This window comes from Phyllobacterium sp. UNC302MFCol5.2 (assembly GCF_000686005.1).
Classification (GTDB): Bacteria; Pseudomonadota; Alphaproteobacteria; order Rhizobiales; family Rhizobiaceae; genus Phyllobacterium; species Phyllobacterium pellucidum.
Genome location: NZ_JMLL01000010.1, coordinates 1,179,645 through 1,200,951 on the forward strand (window position 1 = coordinate 1,179,645; position 21,307 = coordinate 1,200,951).

The following is a 21,307-nucleotide window of genomic DNA, read 5'->3' on the forward strand; positions in this document are numbered from 1 at the left end:
TTAATTGGAACGTTCCAAATATGTCAAGAGATTTCTTTATGCTGCCGTAAAGGCGTTGTTCTGCGCGGGTTTTGCCCTCACCGCACCTCTTTCTGGGGGTTAGTCTGGCTATTCCGATAATTTTTCGGCGTGCCACTTGTGTTTTGGAACGTTCCAAATTAAAAAGCCGACGTCAGTATGGGAGCGAACGCATGACAATAAGCCTCAACCTGCCGACTTCAGATGGAGCAAGCGCTGCCTATAGCCTGCGCGGCGAGCCGCTTGCCAAACCATCGTCCCCGCCCTCGTTCAATCGCATCGCCTATGCCGCGGCGCATGTCGTTTCCGATCCGCGCCGCGATGCCAATCCCTGGACCTCGCCCGCGATCGACTGGGATGCGACGATGGCATTTCGCCATCACCTGTGGTCGCTCGGCTTCAAGATTGCCGAGGCGATGGACACGGCGCAGCGCGGCATGGGCGTCGACTGGGCTACCGCGCAGGAGCTGATCCGCCGCTCGCTCGCCGAGGCGCGGACCGTTTCGGGGGCCGATCTTGCCTGCGGTGGCGGAACGGACCAGCTGTTGCCCCAGGATGCGAAAACGCTTCAGGATGTCATCGACGCCTACGAGACCCAGATCGGCTTCATTGAAGGCGAAGGCGGACGCTCGGTGATGATGGCGAGCCGTGCACTCGCACGTGTCGCCCGCTCTGCCTATGACTACTGCACCGTCTATAACGCCATCCTCTCGCAGACGCGGGAAAAGGTGACCCTGCATTGGCTTGGCGACATGTTCGATCCCCATCTTGCCGGCTATTGGGGCTCAGCAAGCTTTGAAACCGCGCTCGAAACCGTCCTCGCCGTCATCAACGACAATAGAGCCAAGGTGGAAGGCATCAAGATTTCGCTGCTGGACAATGCGAAGGAGATCGAGCTGCGCAAGCGCCTGCCCGACGACGTCCTCTGCTTTACCGGCGACGACTTCAACTATGCCGAGTTGATCGAGGGCGACGGAAAGCGCTACAGCCACGCTCTACTCGGTATTTTCGACGCTGTTGCCCCATCGGCATCGAAGGCTCTCGCGCACCTCGCAGCAGGCGATGCCGAGGCATTTCGAGAGACGATCGAGCCGACCGTGCCGCTCTCGCGCAAGATATTCGAGGCACCGACGCAGTACTACAAAGCCGGTGTCGTCTTCCTCGCCTGGCTCAATGGCCACCAAAGCCACTTCGTCATGCCGGCCGGTATGCAGTCTGCGCGTGGCATCGTGCACTACGCCGACATCTTCCGGCTTGCGGATGCGGCCAACGTGCTCGACAAGCCTGATCTTGCGGTAGCCCGGATGAAGAGCCTTTTGCAGGTTTATGGGGTGTAATGCACTTCCTTATGGGTTCCTCGGGCTAAGCCTGAGGGCCTCTCTCCCGATAGAAAAAGGGACGGTGCCGGAGCACCGTCCCCTCCCCGCTCCAATCTTTGAAGCTTACTTGTTCCAGCTCTTGACCAGTTCGTCGTAGTTGACGGTCTGCGGCTTTTCCTTTTCGTTTTCGATCTTCAGCTGCGGCGCGAGATTGCCAGCCTTGACCGCTTCCGCGTTCCAGTAGGCAAGGTCATGCTCCTCGGCCAGCTTCGGACCGATATCACCCTGGACGCCTGATTTCTCGAGGCGGCCGAGCACCTTTTCCTGCTCCTCGCAAAGCGAGTCCATGGCTTCCTGAGCGGTCTTGGCGCCGGAAGATGCGTCACCCACGGCCTGCCACCAGAGCTGTGCCAGCTTTGGATAGTCGGGAACGTTGGTGCCCGTCGGCGACCACTGAACGCGAGCCGGCGAACGATAGAACTCGATCAGACCGCCGAGTTCAGGCGCACGCTTGGTGAAGCTCTTGTCCTGGATGGTCGATTCGCGGATGAAGGTGAGGCCGACATGGCTCTTCTTCACGTCCACGGTCTTCGAGGTTACGAACTGCGCATAGAGCCATGCGGCCTTGGCGCGGTCCTCGGGCGTTGACTTCATCAGCGTCCATGAGCCGACGTCCTGGTAGCCGAGCTTCATGCCGTCTTTCCAGTAGACACCATGCGGCGAGGGCGCCATGCGCCATCTCGGGGTGCCATCTGCATTGACGACGGGAAGGCCTGGCTTGACCATGTCGGCGGTGAAGGCGGTGTACCAGAAAATCTGCTGGGCGATATTGCCCTGCGCCGGAACCGGACCCGATTCGGAGAAGGTCATGCCCTGAGCTTCCGGCGGTGCATAAGCCTTCAGCCAGTCGAGATATTTCTGGATCGAATAGACCGCAGCCGGTCCGTTGGTATCGCCGCCCCGGGCAACGCACGAGCCGACCGGGCGTGACTGCGCATCGACCTTGATGCCCCATTCATCGACCGGTAGACCGTTGGGCAGGCCCTTGTCACCATTGCCAGCCATGGAAAGCCAGGCATCGGTAAAGCGCCAGCCGAGCGACGGGTCCTTCTTGCCGTAGTCCATGTGACCATAGACCTTCTTGCCGTCGATCTCGCGACCGTTGAAGAATTCGGCAATGTCCTCATAGGCCGACCAGTTGACTGGGACGCCGAGATCGTAGCCGTATTTCGCCTTGAAATCGGCCTTGTTCTTCTCGTCGTTGAACCAGTCGTAGCGGAACCAATAAAGGTTGGCGAACTGCTGATCGGGAAGCTGATAGAGCTTCTTGTCGGGCGCAGTCGTGAACTTGGTGCCGATGAAGTCGTCGACGTCGAGACCGGGATTGGTCACGTCCTTGCCTTCATTGGCCATCCAGTCGGTCAGGTTGCGCACCTGCTGGTAGCGCCAGTGCGTGCCGATCAGATCCGAGTCGTTGACCCAGGCGTCGTAGAGGTTCTGGCCCGTCTGCATCTGCGTCTGGATCTTTTCGACGACGTCACCTTCCTGGATGATGTCGTGAGTGACCTTGATGCCGGTGATCGCGGTGAAGGCCGGGGCCAGCGTCTGCGATTCATAGCTGTGGGTCGTCAGTGACTCCGACACCACCTTGATTTCCATGCCCGCGAAGGGCTTGGCGGCATCGATGAACCACTGCATCTCCTTTTCCTGAGCAGCGCGATCAAGGGTCGACATTTCGCCGATTTCCTTGTCGAGGAACGCCTTGGCCTCATCGATTCCGGCCCAGGCACTGCCTGCGCCGAACAACAGCACCATTGCTGTCGTTGTCGTCAATAATCGCGTTCGCATGGTTGTCCTCCCAGAGTTGCTGCGATTGCATTGTTGGGACAGGGCGGAATGCCCTGTCTCAATTTCATACGTCAGACGAAGCGGAACACGCCTATGGCGTAGACCACCGAAATTGCCAGAGCCCACCAGAGGTTGGGACCAACGAGGCCAAGCCAGGCAAGATGGATATAGGCGGCGCCGAGCAGCGACACGAAAAGCCGGTCGCCCCGCGTCGTTTCAAAGCGCAATATGCCGATGCGGGGATTGCCGCCCGGCGAGAAGTATTCCCACACCGCCATGCCGATCAGCAGAAGGAAGATCGTCATGAAGAACAGCGCGGTCGGCACGGTCCATGCCATCCATGAAAGGTCCATGTCAGGCCTCCTTCCGTGCAATTCTAAAGTCAGAACAGGATGCTGGCCTTGGCGCATTCCCGAGCACGCGCGCCTCCGCTATCCTCAGCGCACGCTTCTCCAAGCCCGTCATTACACCCTCCCCAGGGCGAAGCCCTTGGCGATATAGTTGCGGACGAAGTAGATGACGATGGCGCCCGGGATCAGGGTCAACACGCCGGCGGCGGCCAACAGCCCCCAATCCATGCCTGACGCTGAAACCGTACGTGTCATCGTTGCCGCAATCGGCTTGGCATCGGTTGTCGTCAGCGTACGGGCGATCAGGAGCTCCACCCAAGAAAACATAAAGCAGAAGAAGGCGGCGACGCCGATACCGCTCGCGATAAGCGGCACAAAGATCTTCACGAAAAAGCGCGGGAACGAATAGCCATCGATATAGGCGGTCTCGTCGATCTCCTTCGGCACGCCCGACATGAAACCCTCGAGGATCCAGACGGCGAGCGGTACGTTGAACAGGCAGTGCGCCAGCGCCACCGCGATATGTGTATCAATGAGGCCGAATGCCGAATAGAGCTGGAAAAACGGCAGCGCAAACACTGCTGGCGGCGCCATGCGGTTGGTCAGTAGCCAGAAGAACAGGTGCTTGTCGCCAAGGAAGCGATAGCGCGAGAAGGCATAGGCCGCAGGCAGGGCAACCAGCACCGAAATCACCATGTTCATGACGACATAGATGATCGAATTGATGTAGCCGCGATACCATGACGGGTCGGTGAAAATCACCGCGTAATTGTGAAGTGTCGGATTTTGCGGCCACAGCGTGAAAGTGGTCAAAATCTCCTGGTTGGTCTTGAAGCTCATGTTGACGAGCCAATAGATCGGAAGCAGCAGGAAGATGATGTACAGCGTCGGGACCAGCCACCAGAATTTCGACTCGTCCCCACGCCGACGCATCCTGCGGGCCAGCGCCTTGTCGATCTGCCGCTGCTCGGCGGCAGGCCGTCCGCTTGTGCGTGCAAGGGTTTCGTTCTGCACCGACATGTCAGCGCTCCGCATCGTAGTTGGTCATGACGGTATAGAATATCCATGACAGGAGAAGGATGATCAGGAAGTAGATGATCGACATTGCTGCTGCCGGCCCCAGGTCGAACTGGCCAATGGCGATCTTGACGAGGTCGATCGACAGGAATGTCGTGGAATTGCCGGGACCGCCGCCCGTGACGACGAAGGGCTCGGTGTAGATCATGAAACTGTCCATGAAGCGCAGGAGCACGGCGATGAGCAGCACGCGGTTCATCTTCGGCAGCTGGATGTAGCGGAAGACCGCCCAGCGCGACGCGCCATCGATCTTGGCAGCCTGGTAGAAAGCATCGGGGATCGAGACGAGACCGGCATAGCAAAGGAGTACGACGAGGCTCGTCCAGTGCCACACGTCCATGATAATGACCGTGAACCAGGCGTGCAGCGGGTTCTGCACATAATTGTACTTGATGCCGAGGCTTTCCAGCGTGTGGCCGAGAAGGCCGATATCGTTGCGGCCGAAAACCTGCCAGATCGTTCCGACGACATTCCAGGGAATGAGCAGCGGCAGCGCCATCAGGACGAGGCAGGCGGGAACGCCCCAGCCACGGCGAGGCATATTCAGGGCGATGACGATGCCGAGCGGCACCTCGATGGCGAGGATGATGAAAGAGAAGACGAGATTGCGACCGAGCGCTGCGTGAAAGCGGTCCGAATGCAGGATTTCCTCGTACCATTCTGTGCCGGCCCAGAAGAACTGATTGTTGCCGAACGTATCCTGCACCGAATAGTTGACGACGGTCATTAACGGAATGACGGCCGAAAACGCCACCAGCAACAGCACCGGCAGCACCATGAACCAGGCCTTGTTGTTCCAGGGCTTATCCATGGCTGTTGCCTCCTGCCAGTGTGCGGAGGGTCGCGGACCAAAAGGTCATACCATGCATAATCAGTTCCCTCCCACGCGCCAGGAATCGGCGTAGATATTGATGCCCTTCGGATCGAAGGCGATGTGCGGTTCGGCCGGAATTTCCTGGCCTTCGCCGACGATAACGGCGATCTCCTGAGTGCCGAGGCGCGTGCGCACGATCTTGTGGCGGCCAATATCCTCGACCTTGGCGATTTTAACGGGCATGCCGAGGCGGCCGAGCCGCACATATTCCGGGCGGATGCCGAGTTCGACCTTGCCGGCTATGGGAGCCGATGGCGACGGCAGCTGAATCTGATGCTCGCCAATGCGGGCGGCGCCGGCCTCGATCTCGACCGGCATCACATTCATGCCGGGAGAGCCGATAAAATAGCCGACGAAAGTGTGTTTTGGCCGCTCGAACAATTCTTCCGGCGTGCCGATCTGCACGATCTCGCCGTCATACATAACCACCACCTTCTGGGCGAAGGTGAGGGCTTCGGTCTGATCGTGGGTGACATAGACCATGGTATAGCCGAAGCGCTGGTGCAGCACCTTCAACTGGGAGCGCAGCACCCACTTCATGTGTGGATCGATGACCGTGAGCGGCTCGTCGAAGAGGATGGCATTGACGTCGGAGCGGACGAGGCCGCGGCCGAGCGAAATCTTCTGCTTCTGGTCCGCCGTCAGGCCACGCGCCTTCTTGTTGGCCCAGCTCGCCAGATCGATCATCTCCAGCGTTTCCTTGACCTTGCGGTCGACTTCGGCTGCTGGGACGCCGCGGTTGCGCAAGGGAAAGGCGAGGTTGTCGTATACGGTCATCGTGTCGTAGATGACCGGAAACTGGAACACCTGGGCGATATTGCGTTCCTGGGTCGAGAGGTTGGTGACGTCCTCGCCATCGAACAGCAATTGCCCGTGCGACGGATGGAGGAGACCCGAGATAATGTTGAGGAGCGTGGTCTTGCCGCAGCCGGAGGGTCCGAGCAGGGCATAGGCGCCGCCGTCCTCCCAGCTGTGGTGCACTTCCTTCAGTGCATAATCCTTGTCCGACTTCGGGTTGGGGACGTAGGCGTGGCGAATATGATTGAGGTCGATGCGTGCCATGGCCAGCCCCTATGCCGCGCGTTTCTGACCGCGGGTGACGGAATTGCCGGCCGCGTCAAAAATCATCAGGTTGCGTGGGTCGATGAAAATGTCGATCTGTTCATCGGGTGCGTAGATATGAATGCCATGGGTCAGCATGGTCCAGCGCGCATCGGCGAAGGATAGGTGCACGAAACTTTCAGAACCGGTGATCTCTGTCGCCGTGACCGTTGCCTTCAGGGCGATCTCATCGGGATGAGCCCGTGTTGTCTCGACATGGTGCGGCTGGAAACCGATCGTATAGGTCCCGTCGGCGAAATCAGCGAGATGGGGCGGGACCGGCAGTGTCACCCCGCCCTCGAGTTGGAAGGCCTTGCCGAACTTTGCCAGCGCGATGGTGTTGAGCGGCGGGTCGGCAAAAGTCTGGGCGGTGATCAAATCATCCGGGCGGCGGAAGACGTCGATAGTCGGCCCGAACTGGGTGATGCGGCCTTCAGCCAGCGTTGCCGTATTTCCGCCAAGCAGGAGCGCCTCATGCGGTTCGGTTGTCGCGTAGACGAAGATCGTGCCCGACTCCGCGAAAATCTTCGGCAGTTCCTGCCGCAGTTCCTCGCGCAGCTTGTAGTCGAGATTGGCCAGCGGTTCATCAAGGAGCACGAGCTTGGCGTTCTTGACGATGGCACGCGCGAGCGCGGTGCGCTGCTGCTGGCCGCCCGAAAGATTGAGCGGCGTGCGGTCGAGATATGGCGTCAGCTTCAACAGCTCGGCCGCCTTGCGCACTTCGCGATCGATGGTCTTGGCGTCCAGACCGGCAACGCGCATCGGCGAGGCAATGTTCTCATAGACGGTGAAGGCCGGATAATTGATGAACTGTTGATAAACCATCGCAACCGAGCGCTTTTGCACCGGAATACCCGTCACATCCTTGCCATCGAACCACACCGAACCCGAGGTCGGCACGTCAAGGCCGGCCATAATGCGCATCAGGCTGGTCTTGCCCGACAACGTCGGCCCCAGCAGCACGTTCAGCGTGGCGTGCTGCAAAGTCAGCGAAATATCGCTGAGATGGGGCTTGCCGCCCACCACCTTCGATACATCGCGCAATTCAAGCATTCGTGGTCCTCCCTTTGAGCGACGCTTACCGCCCCGGCGATGTGGACCCTCCGTCCCATCGCCCGATTTCATTCCAGTCTATTCGGCCGCTAGCCTGCGCCGCCGGTCCACCGCATCTTCCATGAAGCGGTCGAGCGCGGCAGCCTCGTCGGCAGTCAGGTGCAAACCCTTCTTGGTGCGGCGCCACAGCACGTCCTGCGCCGTGACCGCCCATTCATGTGCAATCTGGTAGCGTACTTCGGCCTCGTAGAGATCCGAACCGAAATTCTTGCCCAGATCCTCGATCGACGTGGCCTTGCCAAGCAGCGTGCGTGCCTTGGTGCCGTAGAGACGGAACAGCCGCCGCGCATGCGCCGCATCAAGAAATGGGTATTCGGTTTTCAGTTTCTGCAATTCTGCGTCGAACGCCGTCGCCGCAAAATCACCGCCGGGCAGCTTGCCGGCAGCGGTCCAGGGCTGGCCGCGCTTGCCGAGAAACGCTTCGATCTTTTCCAGCATATGTTCCGACAGACGGCGATAGGTCGTGATCTTGCCGCCAAAGATGTTGAGAAGCGGCGCCTTGCCTTCCACCGTGTCGGCCTTGAGGACGTAGTCGCGGGTCGCTTCCTGCGCTTTGGACGCGCCGTCGTCATAAAGCGGCCGCACGCCGGAATAGGTCCACACGACATGTTCGCGCTTGACCGGTTCGACGAAGTACTCGCTCGCCGCGGCGCAAAGATAATCGATCTCGGCGTCGCTGATTTTCACCTCGGCGGGATTGCCGTGATAATCCTGGTCGGTGGTGCCGATAAGGGTAAAATCCTGCTCGTAGGGAATGGCGAATATGATGCGGCCATCGGTGTTCTGGAAGAAATAAGCGCGCGGATCGTCGAACTTCTTGCGCACGACGATATGGCTACCCTGCACGAGCCGCACATTGTGAGCGTCATTGGCGCCGACGACGCCGGTCAACACTTCATCGACCCAGGGTCCCGCGGCGTTGACGACGAGACGGGCGCGAACCTCCTCCGTCTCGCCGGTCAAACCGTCTTTCAGGGTCAAGGTCCATGTCTCGGCATCGCGCCGGGCGCTGACGACGCGGGTGCGGGTGCGCACGACAGCGCCGCGATCCGCGGCATCGCGGGCATTGAGCGCAACGAAGCGCGCATCATTGACCCAGCAATCCGAATATTCGAAGGCGCGTGTATAGAGCGATTTAAGCGGCTTGGCTGCCGGGTCGCGGGTCATGTCAAGCGTGCGCGTTGCCGGCAGCTTCTTGCGCCCGCCAATATGGTCGTAGAGGAACAGGCCCAGGCGCAACAGCCAGGCAGGGCGAAGGCCCGCATGGTGCGGCAAGACGAAACGCATCGGCCAGATGATATGCGGCGCGTTGGCCCAAAGCACCTCGCGTTCCATCAGAGATTCCCGCACGAGCCGGAATTCATAATATTCAAGGTAACGCAGGCCGCCGTGGATGAGCTTGGTCGAACCGGAGGACGTGCCGCTGGCAAGATCGTTCATCTCGGCGAGGAACACTGAAAAGCCACGGCCGACGGCATCACGGGCTATGCCGCATCCATTGATGCCACCGCCGATCACGAAGATATCGTAGATCTGTTCAGCCAAGCCCAGCAATCCCCACCCATGATTTCGCAGCGCACCATTTGTTCGCAATTGCGAAACATACATGAGGCGATTACGAAAGCAATACGAAACTGAAATGAACTATATAGCGCAACTTCGCCCCGCACAAGAGCCCCAATCAAGCCGATGTTTCAATCAGGCGTACGTCGGCATCGGCGCAAATTCTGCGGATGGCCTCGCTCTCGCATCGATCGGTGATGAAGGTGTGGACCTGCGAAAGATGCCCGATCCGTACCGGCGCGGTGCGCTCGAACTTGGTGGAATCGGAAACGAGAATCACATGGCGCGCATTCGCCATGATTGCCTGCGCCACCTTCACCTCACGAAAATCGAAGTCGAGAAGCGCGCCGTCGGCATCGATGGCGGAGGTGCCGATGACGGCAAAATCCACCTTGAACTGGCGGATGAAATCGACCGCCGCCTCACCGACAATGCCGCCATCCGAGCCCCGGACGACGCCGCCAGCGATGACCACCTCGATATCGGGGTAGACACGTAACTTATTGGCAACATTGATATTATTGGTGATTATCATGAGACCCTTGCGATCAAGCAGGGCCTGTCCAACCGCTTCCGTGGTCGTTCCGATGTTGACGAAGAGCGATGCATTGTCAGGTATCAGGCCGGCGGCGGCGCGTCCGATTGCTTCCTTCTCCGCTGCGGCAATCAGGCGGCGCGATTCATATTCCAGGTTCTGAATGCCTGACGGAAAAAGAGCGCCGCCATGGATACGGTTGAGCAGGCGCTGGTCGCAGAGGTCGTTCAGATCTTTACGGATCGTCTGCGGGGTCACATTGAAATGAAGCGCGAGATCGTCAACGAGGACGCGCCCATGTTCCTTGGCCATTTCGATGATTTCGGCGTGCCGGGAGGACAGGAACATGGACGTGGACTTTCATTTTCGTTTTTTCACGCATCATACGAAAACGAAAATGATCACATGTCAATCGAGCGCAATGCGAAACTGCGCCTTTTTCAGGCGGTGGCGCCCTCGATAATATCGAAGCCGGTGTTGATAATCGTCTTTTCCTGCGGCCTTTCACGGCTTTCAATGAGCTTCTCGGCCGCCGTGAGCCCGATGAGAAAACGCCGGGACAGAATGGTCGAAAGTGGCATCGGCATGGCCTGCCCTATGTCGAGCCCGTTGAAGCCAAAGATACCGAGCTTTTCCCTGACTGCGATCCCGCTGTGCATGCAATGGAAAATGCCGCCCATCGCCATATCGTCGTTGGGGAAGACCACAACGTCGAGGGAAGGCTCGGCACCAAGGAGAATTTCCAGCGACTCCCGCCCCGCCTTCGTCGAACTCGGACCAGGCTGCCTGTGCTCGGCAATAAGCGAAAGCCCGGCCTCCCGCAAAGAGGTGCAAAGCCCTTCGTAGCGCGCGCTGGCGCGATCATCCGTAGCGACGCTATGACCGGCATAGCCAAACCGGCGATAGCCGCGCTGAACCAGGTGGCGGCCGGTTTCATAGCCCGCCTGCCGGTGTGACATGCCGACGGCGATATCGACAGGGTCGCCGTCTATGTCCATGAGTTCGGCGACGCGAAACCGACCATGTTCGAGGTGACGGCGCGCGGTCGGGGTATGGTGCAACCCCGCGAGGATCACTGCCGCAGGCTGCCAGGCTAGAAACGATAGCAGGATGCGCTCTTCGATCAGCGGATCGTAGTCTGTCACGCCGATGACGGGCTGGTAGGCCGTATGTGTCAGCGCCGAATGAATTCCGCGCAGAACGTCTGGAAAGACGATGTTGGAGAGGGACGGCAGCAGCACGCTCATCAGTGTCGAGCCGGCAGAGGCGAGGCTGCCGGCGGCGCGGTTTGGAATATAGCCAAGCTCGGCGATCGCGGTGAGGACGCGCGTGCGGGTGGAATCGGCGATTGGTCCACGATTGCGAACGACACGCGATGCCGTGATTTCGCTGACGCCGGCAAGACGCGCGACATCCGCCAGGGTCGGCAGGTCAGGGCTGCGATGAGCGTTGCGTTTGCGCGGCATGTCAATCCGGACGGCTGACGAAATTTATTTTATGACAGCGCTACCATAAAACGCTTGATGAATGCTAGTCAGTGTGCATAACTTTATGACAGCGCTGTCATCGTTAAGTGTTTCGGGTCTTGGGAGAGGCCCTTCGGAGGATTCTTGCCCATGCACGTACTGGTCATCGGTGCAGCCGGAATGGTTGGCCGCAAATTGCTCGACAAGATCGCATCGCAGCCGGGCGCGCTTGGCAGGGACATTGAAAAGCTCATTCTCGTCGATGTCATCAAGCCTGATGCTCCAGCTTCGCTCGCAAGCATTTCGACCTCGCGTGCTGCCGACCTTTCGGAACCCGGCGTCGCCGAATCACTGATTGCGAGCCGCCCCGACCTCATCTTTCATCTCGCTGCGATCGTTTCTGGCGAAGCCGAAGCCGATTTCGAAAAAGGCTTCAAGGTAAACCTTGATGGCACCCGGCAGTTGTTCGAAGCGATCAGGCTCGAGAGCGCCAAGTCGCCCTACAAGCCACGCGTCGTCTTTGCTTCGTCCATCGCGGTTTTTGGACAGCCCTTCCCGGAAAAGATCGGCGACGAGTTCTTCACGACACCGCTGACGAGCTATGGCACGCAGAAGGCCATTTGCGAACTTCTGCTCTCCGACTATAGCCGCCGCGGCTTCTTCGATGGCATAGGCATACGCCTGCCGACAATCTGCATCCGCCCGGGCAAGCCCAACAAGGCGGCGTCCGGCTTCTTTTCCAATATTCTACGCGAACCGCTTGTCGGCCAGGAAGCGGTATTGCCCGTGGATGAAAGCGTTCGCCACTGGTTCGCAAGTCCGCGTTCCGCCGTCGGGTTCTTCCTTCACGCTGCAAGCCTTGATCTCGAAAAGGTCGGCGACCGGCGCAATCTTTCCATGCCTGGCCTCTCCGCCCTGGTAGGCGAGGAAATTGCGGCTCTGCAACGCGTTGCCGGGGAAAAAGCTGTAAGGTTGATCCGGCGCGAGCCGGATGCAACAATCCAGAAGATCGTTGCAGGCTGGGCCACGGATTTCGATACGAAACGGGCCACAGCATTAGGCTTCAAGGCTGAAACCGCCTTCGATGACATCATCAAGGCGCATATCGAAGACGAACTCGGCGGGAACATTTAGGGCATGGCTTACAATCAGGAATCCGGCAAGGGCAAGATTGCCCTCGTCACCGGCGGTGGCACAGGTGTTGGCCGAGCAATTTCGGCAGCGCTTCTCGGTGCGGGCTATACGGTCGTCATCTCCGGGCGGCGCGAGGATGTGCTTGAGGATACGGCAAAGGCGCTCGCCGCCGAGACAGGCGGCAAAGTCAAGGCGATCACTGCGGATGTCAGCGACCCCCAATCGGTTTCAGGTCTCTTCGATGCGATCAAATCAGAGTTCGGACGTCTTGATCTCCTCGTCAACAATGCCGGCGTGAATGTGCCGAACATTCCGATGGAAGAACTCACTTTCGATCATTGGAACGCCATTGTCGGGGCAAACCTGACCGGTGTGTTCCTCTGCACGCAGCAAGCCATGAAACTGATGAAGGTGCAGACGCCGCGCGGCGGACGTATCATCAACAATGGCTCGATTTCCGCGCAGACGCCCAGGCCCCATTCGGCTCCCTATACCGCGACAAAGCACGCCGTGACGGGCCTTACCAAAGCAACCGCGCTTGACGGCCGTCCGTTCGACATTGCCTGCGGGCAGATCGATATCGGCAATGCCGGCACGGAAATGACGTCGAAAATGTCCAGCGGCGTCCTGCAGGCGAACGGCGAGATGGCGAGCGAGCCGACGATCCCTGCCCACCATATTGGCGACGCCGTCGTGCACATGGCGAGCCTGCCGCTCGAAGCAAACGTGCTGACAATGACGATCATGGCAACGAAGATGCCGCTCGTCGGACGCGGCTAATACAATATCGACGGCAGCGGTCGGGAGAATCGCCGCCACAGGGACAATATTTGGAGGAGAACGCATGGCATCGGTTGAATTCGCCAATGTACGAAAATCATTCGGGACGCACCCGGTCATCAAGGGCGTCGATATCGAGATTGCCGATGGCGAATTCGTTATTCTTGTCGGCCCCTCCGGCTGCGGCAAGTCCACGTTGCTGCGCATGCTGGCCGGACTTGAGAACATCTCGGCCGGCGAAATCCGCATTGGCGGCCAGGTCGTCAACGGTCTCGCACCTAAAGAGCGCGATATCGCCATGGTATTCCAGAATTATGCGCTCTATCCGCATATGACGGTTGCCGACAACATGGCTTTCTCGCTCAAGCTCAAGGGCGCACCAAAGTCGGAGATCGACAAGCGTGTGAAGCCCGCTGCGGAAATCCTCGGCCTGTCGCATCTTCTCGAACGTTTTCCGCGGCAGCTTTCGGGCGGCCAGCGCCAGCGTGTCGCGATGGGGCGCGCCATCGTTCGCGACCCGCGGGTCTTTCTTTTCGACGAGCCCCTGTCGAACCTCGACGCGAAGCTGCGCGTTGCCATGCGGGCGGAAATCAAGGAACTGCACCAGCGCCTGAAGACCACGACAGTCTATGTGACGCACGACCAGATCGAAGCCATGACCATGGCCGACAAGATCGTGGTCATGCACGACGGTATCGTCGAGCAGATCGGTGCGCCGCTCGAACTCTACGATCAGCCGGCTAATCTGTTTGTGGCAAGCTTCATCGGCTCGCCTGCAATGAACATGATCAAGGGCAAGCTCGATCCGAACGACAATGCCAAGTTCGTGACCGACAAGGGCATCGTCCTCCCCGTCGCGAAGGCGCCGGAGAGCGCCAAGGGACGCGCGTTGATCTATGGGCTGCGCCCCGAACACATGACCATCAGCAGCGGTGGCATCCCGGCAGAGGTCGTGGTCATCGAGCCGACCGGCTCGGAAACCCAGATGATTATGCGTATTGGCGGCGATGATATTACCGGCGTCTTTCACCAGCGCGTCAGCGCCAAGCCCGGCGAAACAATCGGGCTCTCCATCCACGCGGAAGCCACGTATCTGTTCGACGCGGAAACGGGCCAGCGCCTGGTTTGACAAGCGGCTGCCTGCCGTTCGGGGCAGCAGGCGCCGTGCATAATTGTCCCCGAATGCAATTTGCCGGGAACGTGGGAGCGTTCCGGGAGAGGACTTAAACCATGGAGGAGAATCAATGACCATCACTAGAAGACATCTTCTTGGCGCGTCAGCAGGGCTCGTCGCGGCTGCCGGGCTCAATCGCTTCGGCCTCACCCCAGCCTTCGCCCAGTCGGCGCCGGCATACAAGCCGGAGGAAGGCGCCACGCTGCGTCTGTTGCGCTGGGTGCCGTTCGTTCCGGCCGAAGAGGCGGCCTGGCTCGCAAACACCAAGAAGTTCACCGACGCCACCGGCGTTCAGGTGCGCATCGACAAGGAAAGCTGGGAAGACGTTCGCCCGAAGGCGGCTGTCGCCGCCAATGTCGGCTCCGGTCCCGACATGGTCATGAGCTGGTTCGACGATCCGCAGCAATATCCTGACAAGCTCGTCGACGTGACGGAGCTTGGCGAATATCTCGGCTCGGCGCATGGCGGCTGGTATCCGGGTCTTGAAGGCTATGCCAAGCGCGATGGCAAGTTCATCGCGCTGCCGCTCTGCGCCATCGGCAATGCCGTCGTTTATCGCGACAGCCACATGAAGGCTGCGGGTTTCAGCGAGTTTCCGAAAGACACGGCGGGCTTCCTCGAGCTCTGCAAGGCCCTGCATGCCAAGGGAACGCCCGCCGGCTTCCCGCACGGCAAGGCTGTCGGCGACGGCAACAACTACGCTCACTGGCTGCTGTGGAGCCATGGCGGCAAGATGGTCGACGAGAGCGGCAAGGTTGTCATCAACAGCCCCGAGACGCTCGCATCGGTCAAGTACGCGCAGGAGCTATACAAGACCTTCATTCCGGGCACCGAAAGCTGGCAGGACGTCAACAACAACCGTGCATTCCTTGCCGGCCAGGTATCGCTGACCGCCAACGGCGTTTCGGTGTATTATGCCGCGATCAAGGATCCGGCCATGAAGGCGATTGCCGACGACATGCGCTCGGTCAACCTGCCGATCGGTCCGGTCGGACAGTCGGTCGAGTTGCACCAGACTTCGACGATCTCGATCTTCAAGCACACCAAATATCCGGAAGCAGCAAAAGCCTATCTGCAGTTCATGTATCAGGCCGACAACATGAACGCCTGGATCACGGGGGCCAGTGCCTATTGCTGCCAGCCGCTGAAGGAATTTGCAGCAAATCCGGTTTGGACATCGAACCCGATCCATGCCGCCTATGCCAAGGCATCCGAGACGCTGCGGCCGAACGGCTATGCCGGTCCGCTCGGAACGGCTTCGGCCGGCGTGATGGCCGACTACGTGCTCGTCGACATGTATGCGACGGCCGTTACCGGCCAGATGTCGCCAGAAGACGCCATCGCCCAGGCGGAAAAGCGCGCCAACCGCTACTACACGCTTTAGGCATGCGAACGATCTTCCGCCGCCAGCGCGGCGGAAGATCCTCCAGCGCTGACGAGGAAACCGGAGACTTCCGATGACAATGACGCAAACCGCAAAGCAGGAATCCGCCTTTCGCTCCTTCGCGCGCAGCAATACCGCCATCGGCGCACTGTTCATGCTGCCTGCAGCGGTCTTTCTCCTGTGCTTTCTGACCTATCCGCTCGGCCTCGGGGTCTGGCTCGGCTTCACCGATGCGAAGATCGGGCGCGACGGCGTCTTCATCGGCCTCGAAAACTACGAGGCGCTGGCGGGCGACTCGGTATTCTGGATGGCCGTCAGCAACACCGTTTTCTACACGCTCTTCGCCTCGATCCTGAAATTCATCCTTGGCCTGTGGCTCGCGCTCATCCTCAATGAGAACCTGCCGTTCAAGTCGTTCTTTCGCGCGATCATCCTTCTGCCCTGGGTCGTGCCGACCGTCCTTTCCGCCCTCGCCTTCTGGTGGATCTATGATGCGCAGTTCTCGATCATATCCTGGTCACTCATGCAGCTTGGCTGGATCGACACCCCGATCAACTTCCTCGGCGAGCCCAACAATGCGCGCGCTTCCGTGATCGCCGCCAATGTCTGGCGCGGCATTCCCTTCGTCGCCATCTCGCTGCTTGCCGGCTTGCAGACGATCCCGCAGTCGCTGCATGAGGCGGCTTCGCTCGATGGGGCAACACCGTGGCAGCGTTTCCGCTTCATCACACTGCCCATGCTGACGCCAATCATCGCGGTGGTGATGACCTTCTCGGTGCTCTTTACCTTCACCGATTTTCAGCTGATCTACGTTCTGACCAAGGGCGGCCCGGTCAATGCCACGCACCTCATGGCAACGCTGTCGTTCCAGCGCGGCATCCCCGGCGGCCAGCTCGGCGAGGGAGCCGCGATTGCGGTTGCCATGATCCCGTTCCTGCTTGCTTCGATCCTGTTCAGCTTCTTCGGCCTGCAGCGCCGCAAGTGGCAACAGGGCGGACAGGATTGAGCGGAACAAGGAGGACAGCATCATGAGCATTACCGAACAGAGCAACGCCCAACCGCTTACCGACGATGCGCAGGGCATGAGCTATCTCAACCGCCTGCCGCGACGCATTGTGGTGCTCTACCTGCCGCTTGCGGTCTTCGTCTTCGTGCTGCTTTTCCCGTTCTACTGGATGGCGATCACCGCGGTGAAGCCGAATTCGCAGCTGACCGACTACAGCAATTTCAGCCCGTTCTGGGTGGTCGGCCCAACGCTCGACCACATCAAGTATCTCTTGTTCGAGACCTCCTATCCAGGCTGGCTGTGGAACACGGTGGTGATTTCCGTATGCGCAACCTTCCTTTCACTCGCCGCTTCGGTCTTCGCCGCCTATGCCATCGAACGCATCCGGTTTTCGGGGTCGCGTTCGGTGGGCCTGATGATCTTCCTTGCCTACCTGGTTCCGCCTTCGATCCTCTTCATTCCCCTTGCCGTTATCGTCTTCAAGTTCGGCATCTACGACACGCGCTGGGCGCTGATCTTCACCTATCCGACGTTTCTCATTCCTTTCTGCACCTGGCTGCTTATGGGCTATTTCCGCTCCATACCCTTCGAGCTCGAAGAGAGCGCACTCGTCGATGGCGCGTCCCGCTGGCAGATCCTCGTCAGGGTCATATTGCCGCTGGCGGTGCCGGGAATGATCTCGGCGGGCATTTTTGCCTTCACATTGTCGTGGAATGAGTTCATCTATGCACTCACCTTCATCCAATCCTCGGAAAACAAGACTGTCCCAGTCGGTGTCCTGACGGAGCTGGTTCGAGGCGATGTCTTCGAGTGGGGATCACTGATGGCGGGCGCCCTTTTCGGGTCGCTGCCCGTCGTCATTCTCTACTCGTTCTTCGTTGACTATTACGTTTCCTCCATGACCGGCGCGGTCAAGGAGTAACTCACCAGGAGTTCTTTCAAAATGACGACGTCCAGCACCCCGAAAAAGCTCCGTTCGCAGGAATGGTGGGATAATCCCGACAATCCGGGGATGACCGCGCTCTATCTCGAACGCTATTTGAACTATGGCCTGACCCGCGAGGAACTGCAGTCGGGCAAGCCGATCATCGGCATTGCCCAGACTGGCTCCGATCTTTCGCCCTGTAACCGCCACCATATCGAACTCGCCAAGCGCGTGCGCGACGGCATCATTGCGGCCGGCGGCATTCCCTTCGAATTTCCGGTGCATCCGATTCAGGAGACCGGCAAGCGTCCGGGCGCTGCGCTCGACCGCAACCTCGCCTATCTCGGCCTCGTCGAAGTGCTTTTCGGCTACCCGCTCGATGGCGTCGTCCTTACCATCGGCTGCGACAAGACCACGCCCGCCATGCTGATGGGCGCCGCAACGGTCAACATTCCTGCGATTGCGCTCTCTGTTGGCCCCATGCTCAACGGCTGGCATCGCGGCGAGCGCACAGGTTCTGGAACCATCGTCTGGAAATCGCGCGAGAAGCTCGCCGAGGGCGAAATCGACTACAACGAGTTCATGGATATCGTCGCCTCGTCGGCGCCATCCGTTGGTTATTGCAATACGATGGGCACGGCGACCACGATGAACTCGCTCGCCGAGGCGCTCGGTATGGAATTGCCCGGCTGTGCGGCAATTCCCGCGCCATATCGCGAGCGCGGCCAGATCTCCTACGATACCGGCAAGCGCATCGTTGAAATGGTGCGCGAGGACCTGAAGCCCTCCGATATCATGACGCGTCAGGCTTTCGAAAATGCCATCGTCATCAACTCGGCCATCGGCGGTTCCACCAATGCCCCGATCCACTTGAACGCAATTGCCCGCCACCTCGACGTTCCGCTGGACAATGACGACTGGCAGACACTCGGCCACGACGTTCCGCTGCTCGTCAACCTGCAGCCAGCCGGTGAATATCTCGGCGAGGACTACCACAGGGCGGGGGGCGTCCCGGCAGTCGTCGCCGAGCTGATGAAGGCGGGCAAGCTGCCGCATCCCGGCGCGCTGACCGTCAACGGCAAGAGCATCGGCAGCAATTGCGAGAATGCCGAGAACCTGAATACCGAGGTGATCAAGCCGTTCGAAGCGCCGCTCAAGAAGAAGGCCGGGTTCATCAATCTCAAGGGCAATCTCTTCGACAGCGCCATCATGAAGACCAGTGTGATCTCGGAAGAATTTCGTGAGCGCTATCTATCCAATCCGGATGATCCAGAAGCTTTCGAAGGCATCGCCGAGGTGTTCGAAGGTCCAGAGGACTATCACCATCGCATCGACGATCCGAAGCTCGCGCTCAACGAGCACAGCATCCTGATCATGCGCGGTACCGGGCCTATCGGCTATCCGGGAGCGGCTGAAGTCGTGAACATGCAGCCACCGGCCTATCTGTTGAAAAAGGGAATTCACGCGCTCCCGTGTCTTGGCGATGGCCGCCAGTCCGGAACGTCCGGCTCGCCATCCATCCTCAATGCTTCCCCGGAAGCGGCGGTAAACGGCGGGCTCGCACTGGTACGCTCCGGCGATCATCTACGTATCGATCTCCTCAAGGGCACGGCCGATATCCTTATCGACGACGAGGAACTTCAGAAGCGCAAGGACGACCTGAAGGCCGCTGGCGGATACAAATATCCGGCGAGCCAGACGCCCTGGCAGGAAATCCAGCGCGGCATGGTCGGTCAGCTCGATGAAGGCATGGTGCTGAAGCCCGCGGTCAATTACCAGCGCATTGCCCAGACGAAGGGGTTGCCGCGCGACAACCACTGAGCGTCCAGGGAGGACACCATGGCGAATGCAATAAGGCGCTATGAAGGGCGGCATGCGGTCATTACCGGCGGCGCTTCGGGCATAGGCTTGACCACGGCCGCGCGCATTGTCTCGGAGGGCGGCACGGTCAGCCTGTGGGATGTCGACGCCGGCAAGATCGAAGAAGCCCGGGCGGCGCTCGGCGATGGCGCCCACGGTATCAGGGTTGACGTCTCGGCTCCGGACGAAGTGGCAGCGGCTGCAAAGTCGACGGCAGAGAAGTTTGGCAAGATTGACGTGTTGATCTGCTCTGCCGGCATTACCGGTCCCAATGCCAAGGTCGCCGATTACCCGATCGACGCATGGAAGCGTGTCTTCGACATCAACGTCAACGGGCTCTTCTATTGCAACCGCTTCGTCGTTCCGATCATGCAGAAGAACGGCTATGGTCGCATCGTCAATGTCGCCTCGATCGCCGGCAAGGAGGGCAATCCCAATGCGTCCGCCTACAGCGCTTCCAAGGCAGCTGTGATTGGTCTCACCAAATCGCTTGGCAAGGAATTGGTCCAGGATGGCATTACCGTCAATGCGATCACGCCAGCGACGGTCGACACGCCAATCCTCCAGCAACTGCAACCTAGTTTCATCGACTATATGCTTTCGAAGATCCCGATGCAGCGTTTTGGCAAGGTCGATGAACTTGCCTCGCTGATCACATGGATCGCCAGCGAGGAATGCTCATTCACAACGGGCGCCGTATTCGATATTTCGGGTGGCCGCGCCACCTATTGACGCCCTCCAGCCAGGAAAAGGTAAACCCATGAAACTCTTGCGCTATGGTCCTGCGGGCCAGGAAAAACCGGGGCTTGTCGACAAGGACGGCAAGGTCCGCGATCTTTCTACTCACGTGAAGGATATCGCCGGCGATGCCATATCACCGGAAGGCCTGAAGAAGCTTGCCGCGCTTGATCCGGCCTCGCTGCCGTTGGTCGAGGCCGACCGCTTTGGCCCTTGTGTGGCGGGAACGGGCAAATTCATCTGCATCGGTCTCAACTATTCCGATCACGCTGCCGAGACCGGCGCCAAGGTGCCGCCCGAACCGATCATCTTCATGAAGGCGACGTCGGCGATCGTCGGTCCGAACGACGATGTCGAGATTCCGCGCGGCTCGGAAAAGACCGACTGGGAGGTCGAGCTTGGCGTCGTCATCGGCAAGCACGCAAAATATGTGAGTGAGGTTGAGGCTCTCGATTACGTTGCAGGCTACTGCCTGATCAACGACGTGTCCGAGCGGGCATTCCAGGCCGAGCGTCAGGGCCAGTGGACGAAGGGCAAGAGCTGCGACACGTTCGGTCCGACGGGTCCCTGGCTCGTCACCAAGGACGAAGTCGCCGATCCGCAGAACCTCAAGATGTGGCTCGATGTCAACGGCCACCGCTACCAGGACGGTTCCTCGGCGACGATGGTATACGGCGTCAAATACCTCGTCTCGTACCTGTCGCAGTTCATGAGCCTGCATCCGGGCGACATCATTTCGACCGGCACGCCGCCCGGCGTCGGTCTCGGCCAGAAGCCGAACGTGTTTCTCAAGGCCGGAGACGTGATTGCGCTCGGGATCGAAGGCCTCGGCGAACAGCGCCAGAAGGTCGTCCAGGGTTAGTCCGGCGGATCGTCGCTTATCGCGTGGATCCTCGTGCTCTTGTCCCGAGGATCCCCTCTTTGCATCGTCGTTCAGCCTAGTGGCATGGATCCTCGGGACAAGGGCCCGAGGATGAGGCAGTGGGCTGGCGAGGATGACGGCAGCATGGTGGCGAGCATGGCGGGGAGGATGGCGGAAGTT

19 protein-coding genes are annotated in these 21,307 nt (G+C 59.6%); 10 read left to right on the forward strand and 9 right to left on the reverse strand.

Translation table 11 applies throughout. The features are described from left to right. Positions 1-191 precede the first annotated feature (191 nt). Positions 192-1,355: a dihydrodipicolinate synthase family protein gene (locus BR48_RS0107680; protein ID WP_027230753.1), complete on the forward strand. Its 1,164-nt coding sequence runs from the start codon at positions 192-194 to the stop codon at positions 1,353-1,355. Positions 1,356-1,460: 105 nt separating this feature from the next. Here the strand turns inward: BR48_RS0107680 and BR48_RS0107685 are convergent, their stop codons facing one another. From BR48_RS0107685 to BR48_RS0107725, 9 genes are all read right to left on the reverse strand, one after another. Continuing rightward, complete coding sequence (locus BR48_RS0107685; protein ID WP_027230754.1) at positions 1,461-3,185, reverse strand: ABC transporter substrate-binding protein; 1,725 nt, start codon at positions 3,183-3,185, stop codon at positions 1,461-1,463. A 71-nt stretch (positions 3,186-3,256) separates the two neighbouring features. Further along, on the reverse strand, positions 3,257-3,538 hold the full coding sequence (locus BR48_RS0107690) for a DUF2160 domain-containing protein (RefSeq protein ID WP_027230755.1): 282 nt from the start codon (positions 3,536-3,538) through the stop codon (positions 3,257-3,259). 111 nt (positions 3,539-3,649) lie between these two features. Continuing rightward, complete coding sequence (locus BR48_RS0107695; RefSeq protein WP_027230756.1) at positions 3,650-4,555, reverse strand: carbohydrate ABC transporter permease; 906 nt, start codon at positions 4,553-4,555, stop codon at positions 3,650-3,652. Position 4,556: 1 nt separating this feature from the next. Further along, a complete protein-coding gene (locus BR48_RS0107700) occupies positions 4,557-5,423 on the reverse strand; it encodes a sugar ABC transporter permease (protein WP_027230757.1) in 867 nt (288 codons plus the stop codon). Between the two features lie 60 nt (positions 5,424-5,483). Then, positions 5,484-6,548 (reverse strand): ABC transporter ATP-binding protein, encoded by a 1,065-nt coding sequence (locus tag BR48_RS0107705; protein WP_027230758.1) that lies wholly within the window; start codon positions 6,546-6,548, stop codon positions 5,484-5,486. A gap of 9 nt (positions 6,549-6,557) precedes the next feature. Further along, positions 6,558-7,640, reverse strand: coding sequence for an ABC transporter ATP-binding protein (locus BR48_RS0107710; protein WP_027230759.1), 1,083 nt, complete (start codon positions 7,638-7,640; stop codon positions 6,558-6,560). Positions 7,641-7,718: 78 nt separating this feature from the next. After that, complete coding sequence (gene glpD / locus BR48_RS0107715) at positions 7,719-9,308, reverse strand: glycerol-3-phosphate dehydrogenase (protein WP_081815793.1); 1,590 nt, start codon at positions 9,306-9,308, stop codon at positions 7,719-7,721. Positions 9,309-9,381: 73 nt separating this feature from the next. Further along, positions 9,382-10,146, reverse strand: a complete 765-nt coding sequence (locus BR48_RS0107720) for a DeoR/GlpR family DNA-binding transcription regulator (RefSeq protein ID WP_027230761.1) — start codon at positions 10,144-10,146, stop codon at positions 9,382-9,384. 92 nt (positions 10,147-10,238) lie between these two features. Continuing rightward, complete coding sequence (locus tag BR48_RS0107725; RefSeq protein ID WP_027230762.1) at positions 10,239-11,264, reverse strand: LacI family DNA-binding transcriptional regulator; 1,026 nt, start codon at positions 11,262-11,264, stop codon at positions 10,239-10,241. Positions 11,265-11,414: 150 nt separating this feature from the next. On the opposite strand from BR48_RS0107725, the gene denD reads away from it, so the two are divergent. The 9 genes from denD (at position 11,415) to BR48_RS0107770 (ending at position 21,127) form a co-directional block, all read left to right on the forward strand. Further along, positions 11,415-12,398 carry a D-erythronate dehydrogenase gene (gene denD / locus BR48_RS0107730; RefSeq protein WP_027230763.1) on the forward strand — a complete coding sequence of 328 codons (984 nt, stop codon included), beginning with the start codon at positions 11,415-11,417 and terminating at the stop codon, positions 12,396-12,398. Between the two features lie 3 nt (positions 12,399-12,401). Continuing rightward, positions 12,402-13,178, forward strand: coding sequence for an SDR family oxidoreductase (locus BR48_RS0107735; RefSeq protein ID WP_027230764.1), 777 nt, complete (start codon positions 12,402-12,404; stop codon positions 13,176-13,178). 64 nt (positions 13,179-13,242) lie between these two features. Beyond that, positions 13,243-14,307 carry a sn-glycerol-3-phosphate ABC transporter ATP-binding protein UgpC gene (gene ugpC, locus BR48_RS0107740; protein WP_027230765.1) on the forward strand — a complete coding sequence of 355 codons (1,065 nt, stop codon included), beginning with the start codon at positions 13,243-13,245 and terminating at the stop codon, positions 14,305-14,307. Between the two features lie 115 nt (positions 14,308-14,422). Next, positions 14,423-15,736 (forward strand): extracellular solute-binding protein, encoded by a 1,314-nt coding sequence (locus BR48_RS0107745; RefSeq protein ID WP_027230766.1) that lies wholly within the window; start codon positions 14,423-14,425, stop codon positions 15,734-15,736. Between the two features lie 73 nt (positions 15,737-15,809). Next, positions 15,810-16,742: a sugar ABC transporter permease gene (locus BR48_RS0107750; protein ID WP_027230767.1), complete on the forward strand. Its 933-nt coding sequence runs from the start codon at positions 15,810-15,812 to the stop codon at positions 16,740-16,742. A 22-nt stretch (positions 16,743-16,764) separates the two neighbouring features. After that, positions 16,765-17,664, forward strand: coding sequence for a carbohydrate ABC transporter permease (locus BR48_RS0107755; RefSeq protein ID WP_027230768.1), 900 nt, complete (start codon positions 16,765-16,767; stop codon positions 17,662-17,664). Positions 17,665-17,685: 21 nt separating this feature from the next. Further along, positions 17,686-19,488 (forward strand): IlvD/Edd family dehydratase, encoded by a 1,803-nt coding sequence (locus BR48_RS0107760; RefSeq protein WP_027230769.1) that lies wholly within the window; start codon positions 17,686-17,688, stop codon positions 19,486-19,488. 18 nt (positions 19,489-19,506) lie between these two features. Further along, positions 19,507-20,259, forward strand: coding sequence for an SDR family NAD(P)-dependent oxidoreductase (locus tag BR48_RS0107765; protein ID WP_027230770.1), 753 nt, complete (start codon positions 19,507-19,509; stop codon positions 20,257-20,259). A gap of 28 nt (positions 20,260-20,287) precedes the next feature. Continuing rightward, entirely contained in the window at positions 20,288-21,127 is an 840-nt protein-coding gene (locus BR48_RS0107770) for a fumarylacetoacetate hydrolase family protein (RefSeq protein WP_027230771.1), read from the forward strand. The last annotated feature ends 180 nt before the right edge of the window (positions 21,128-21,307 follow it).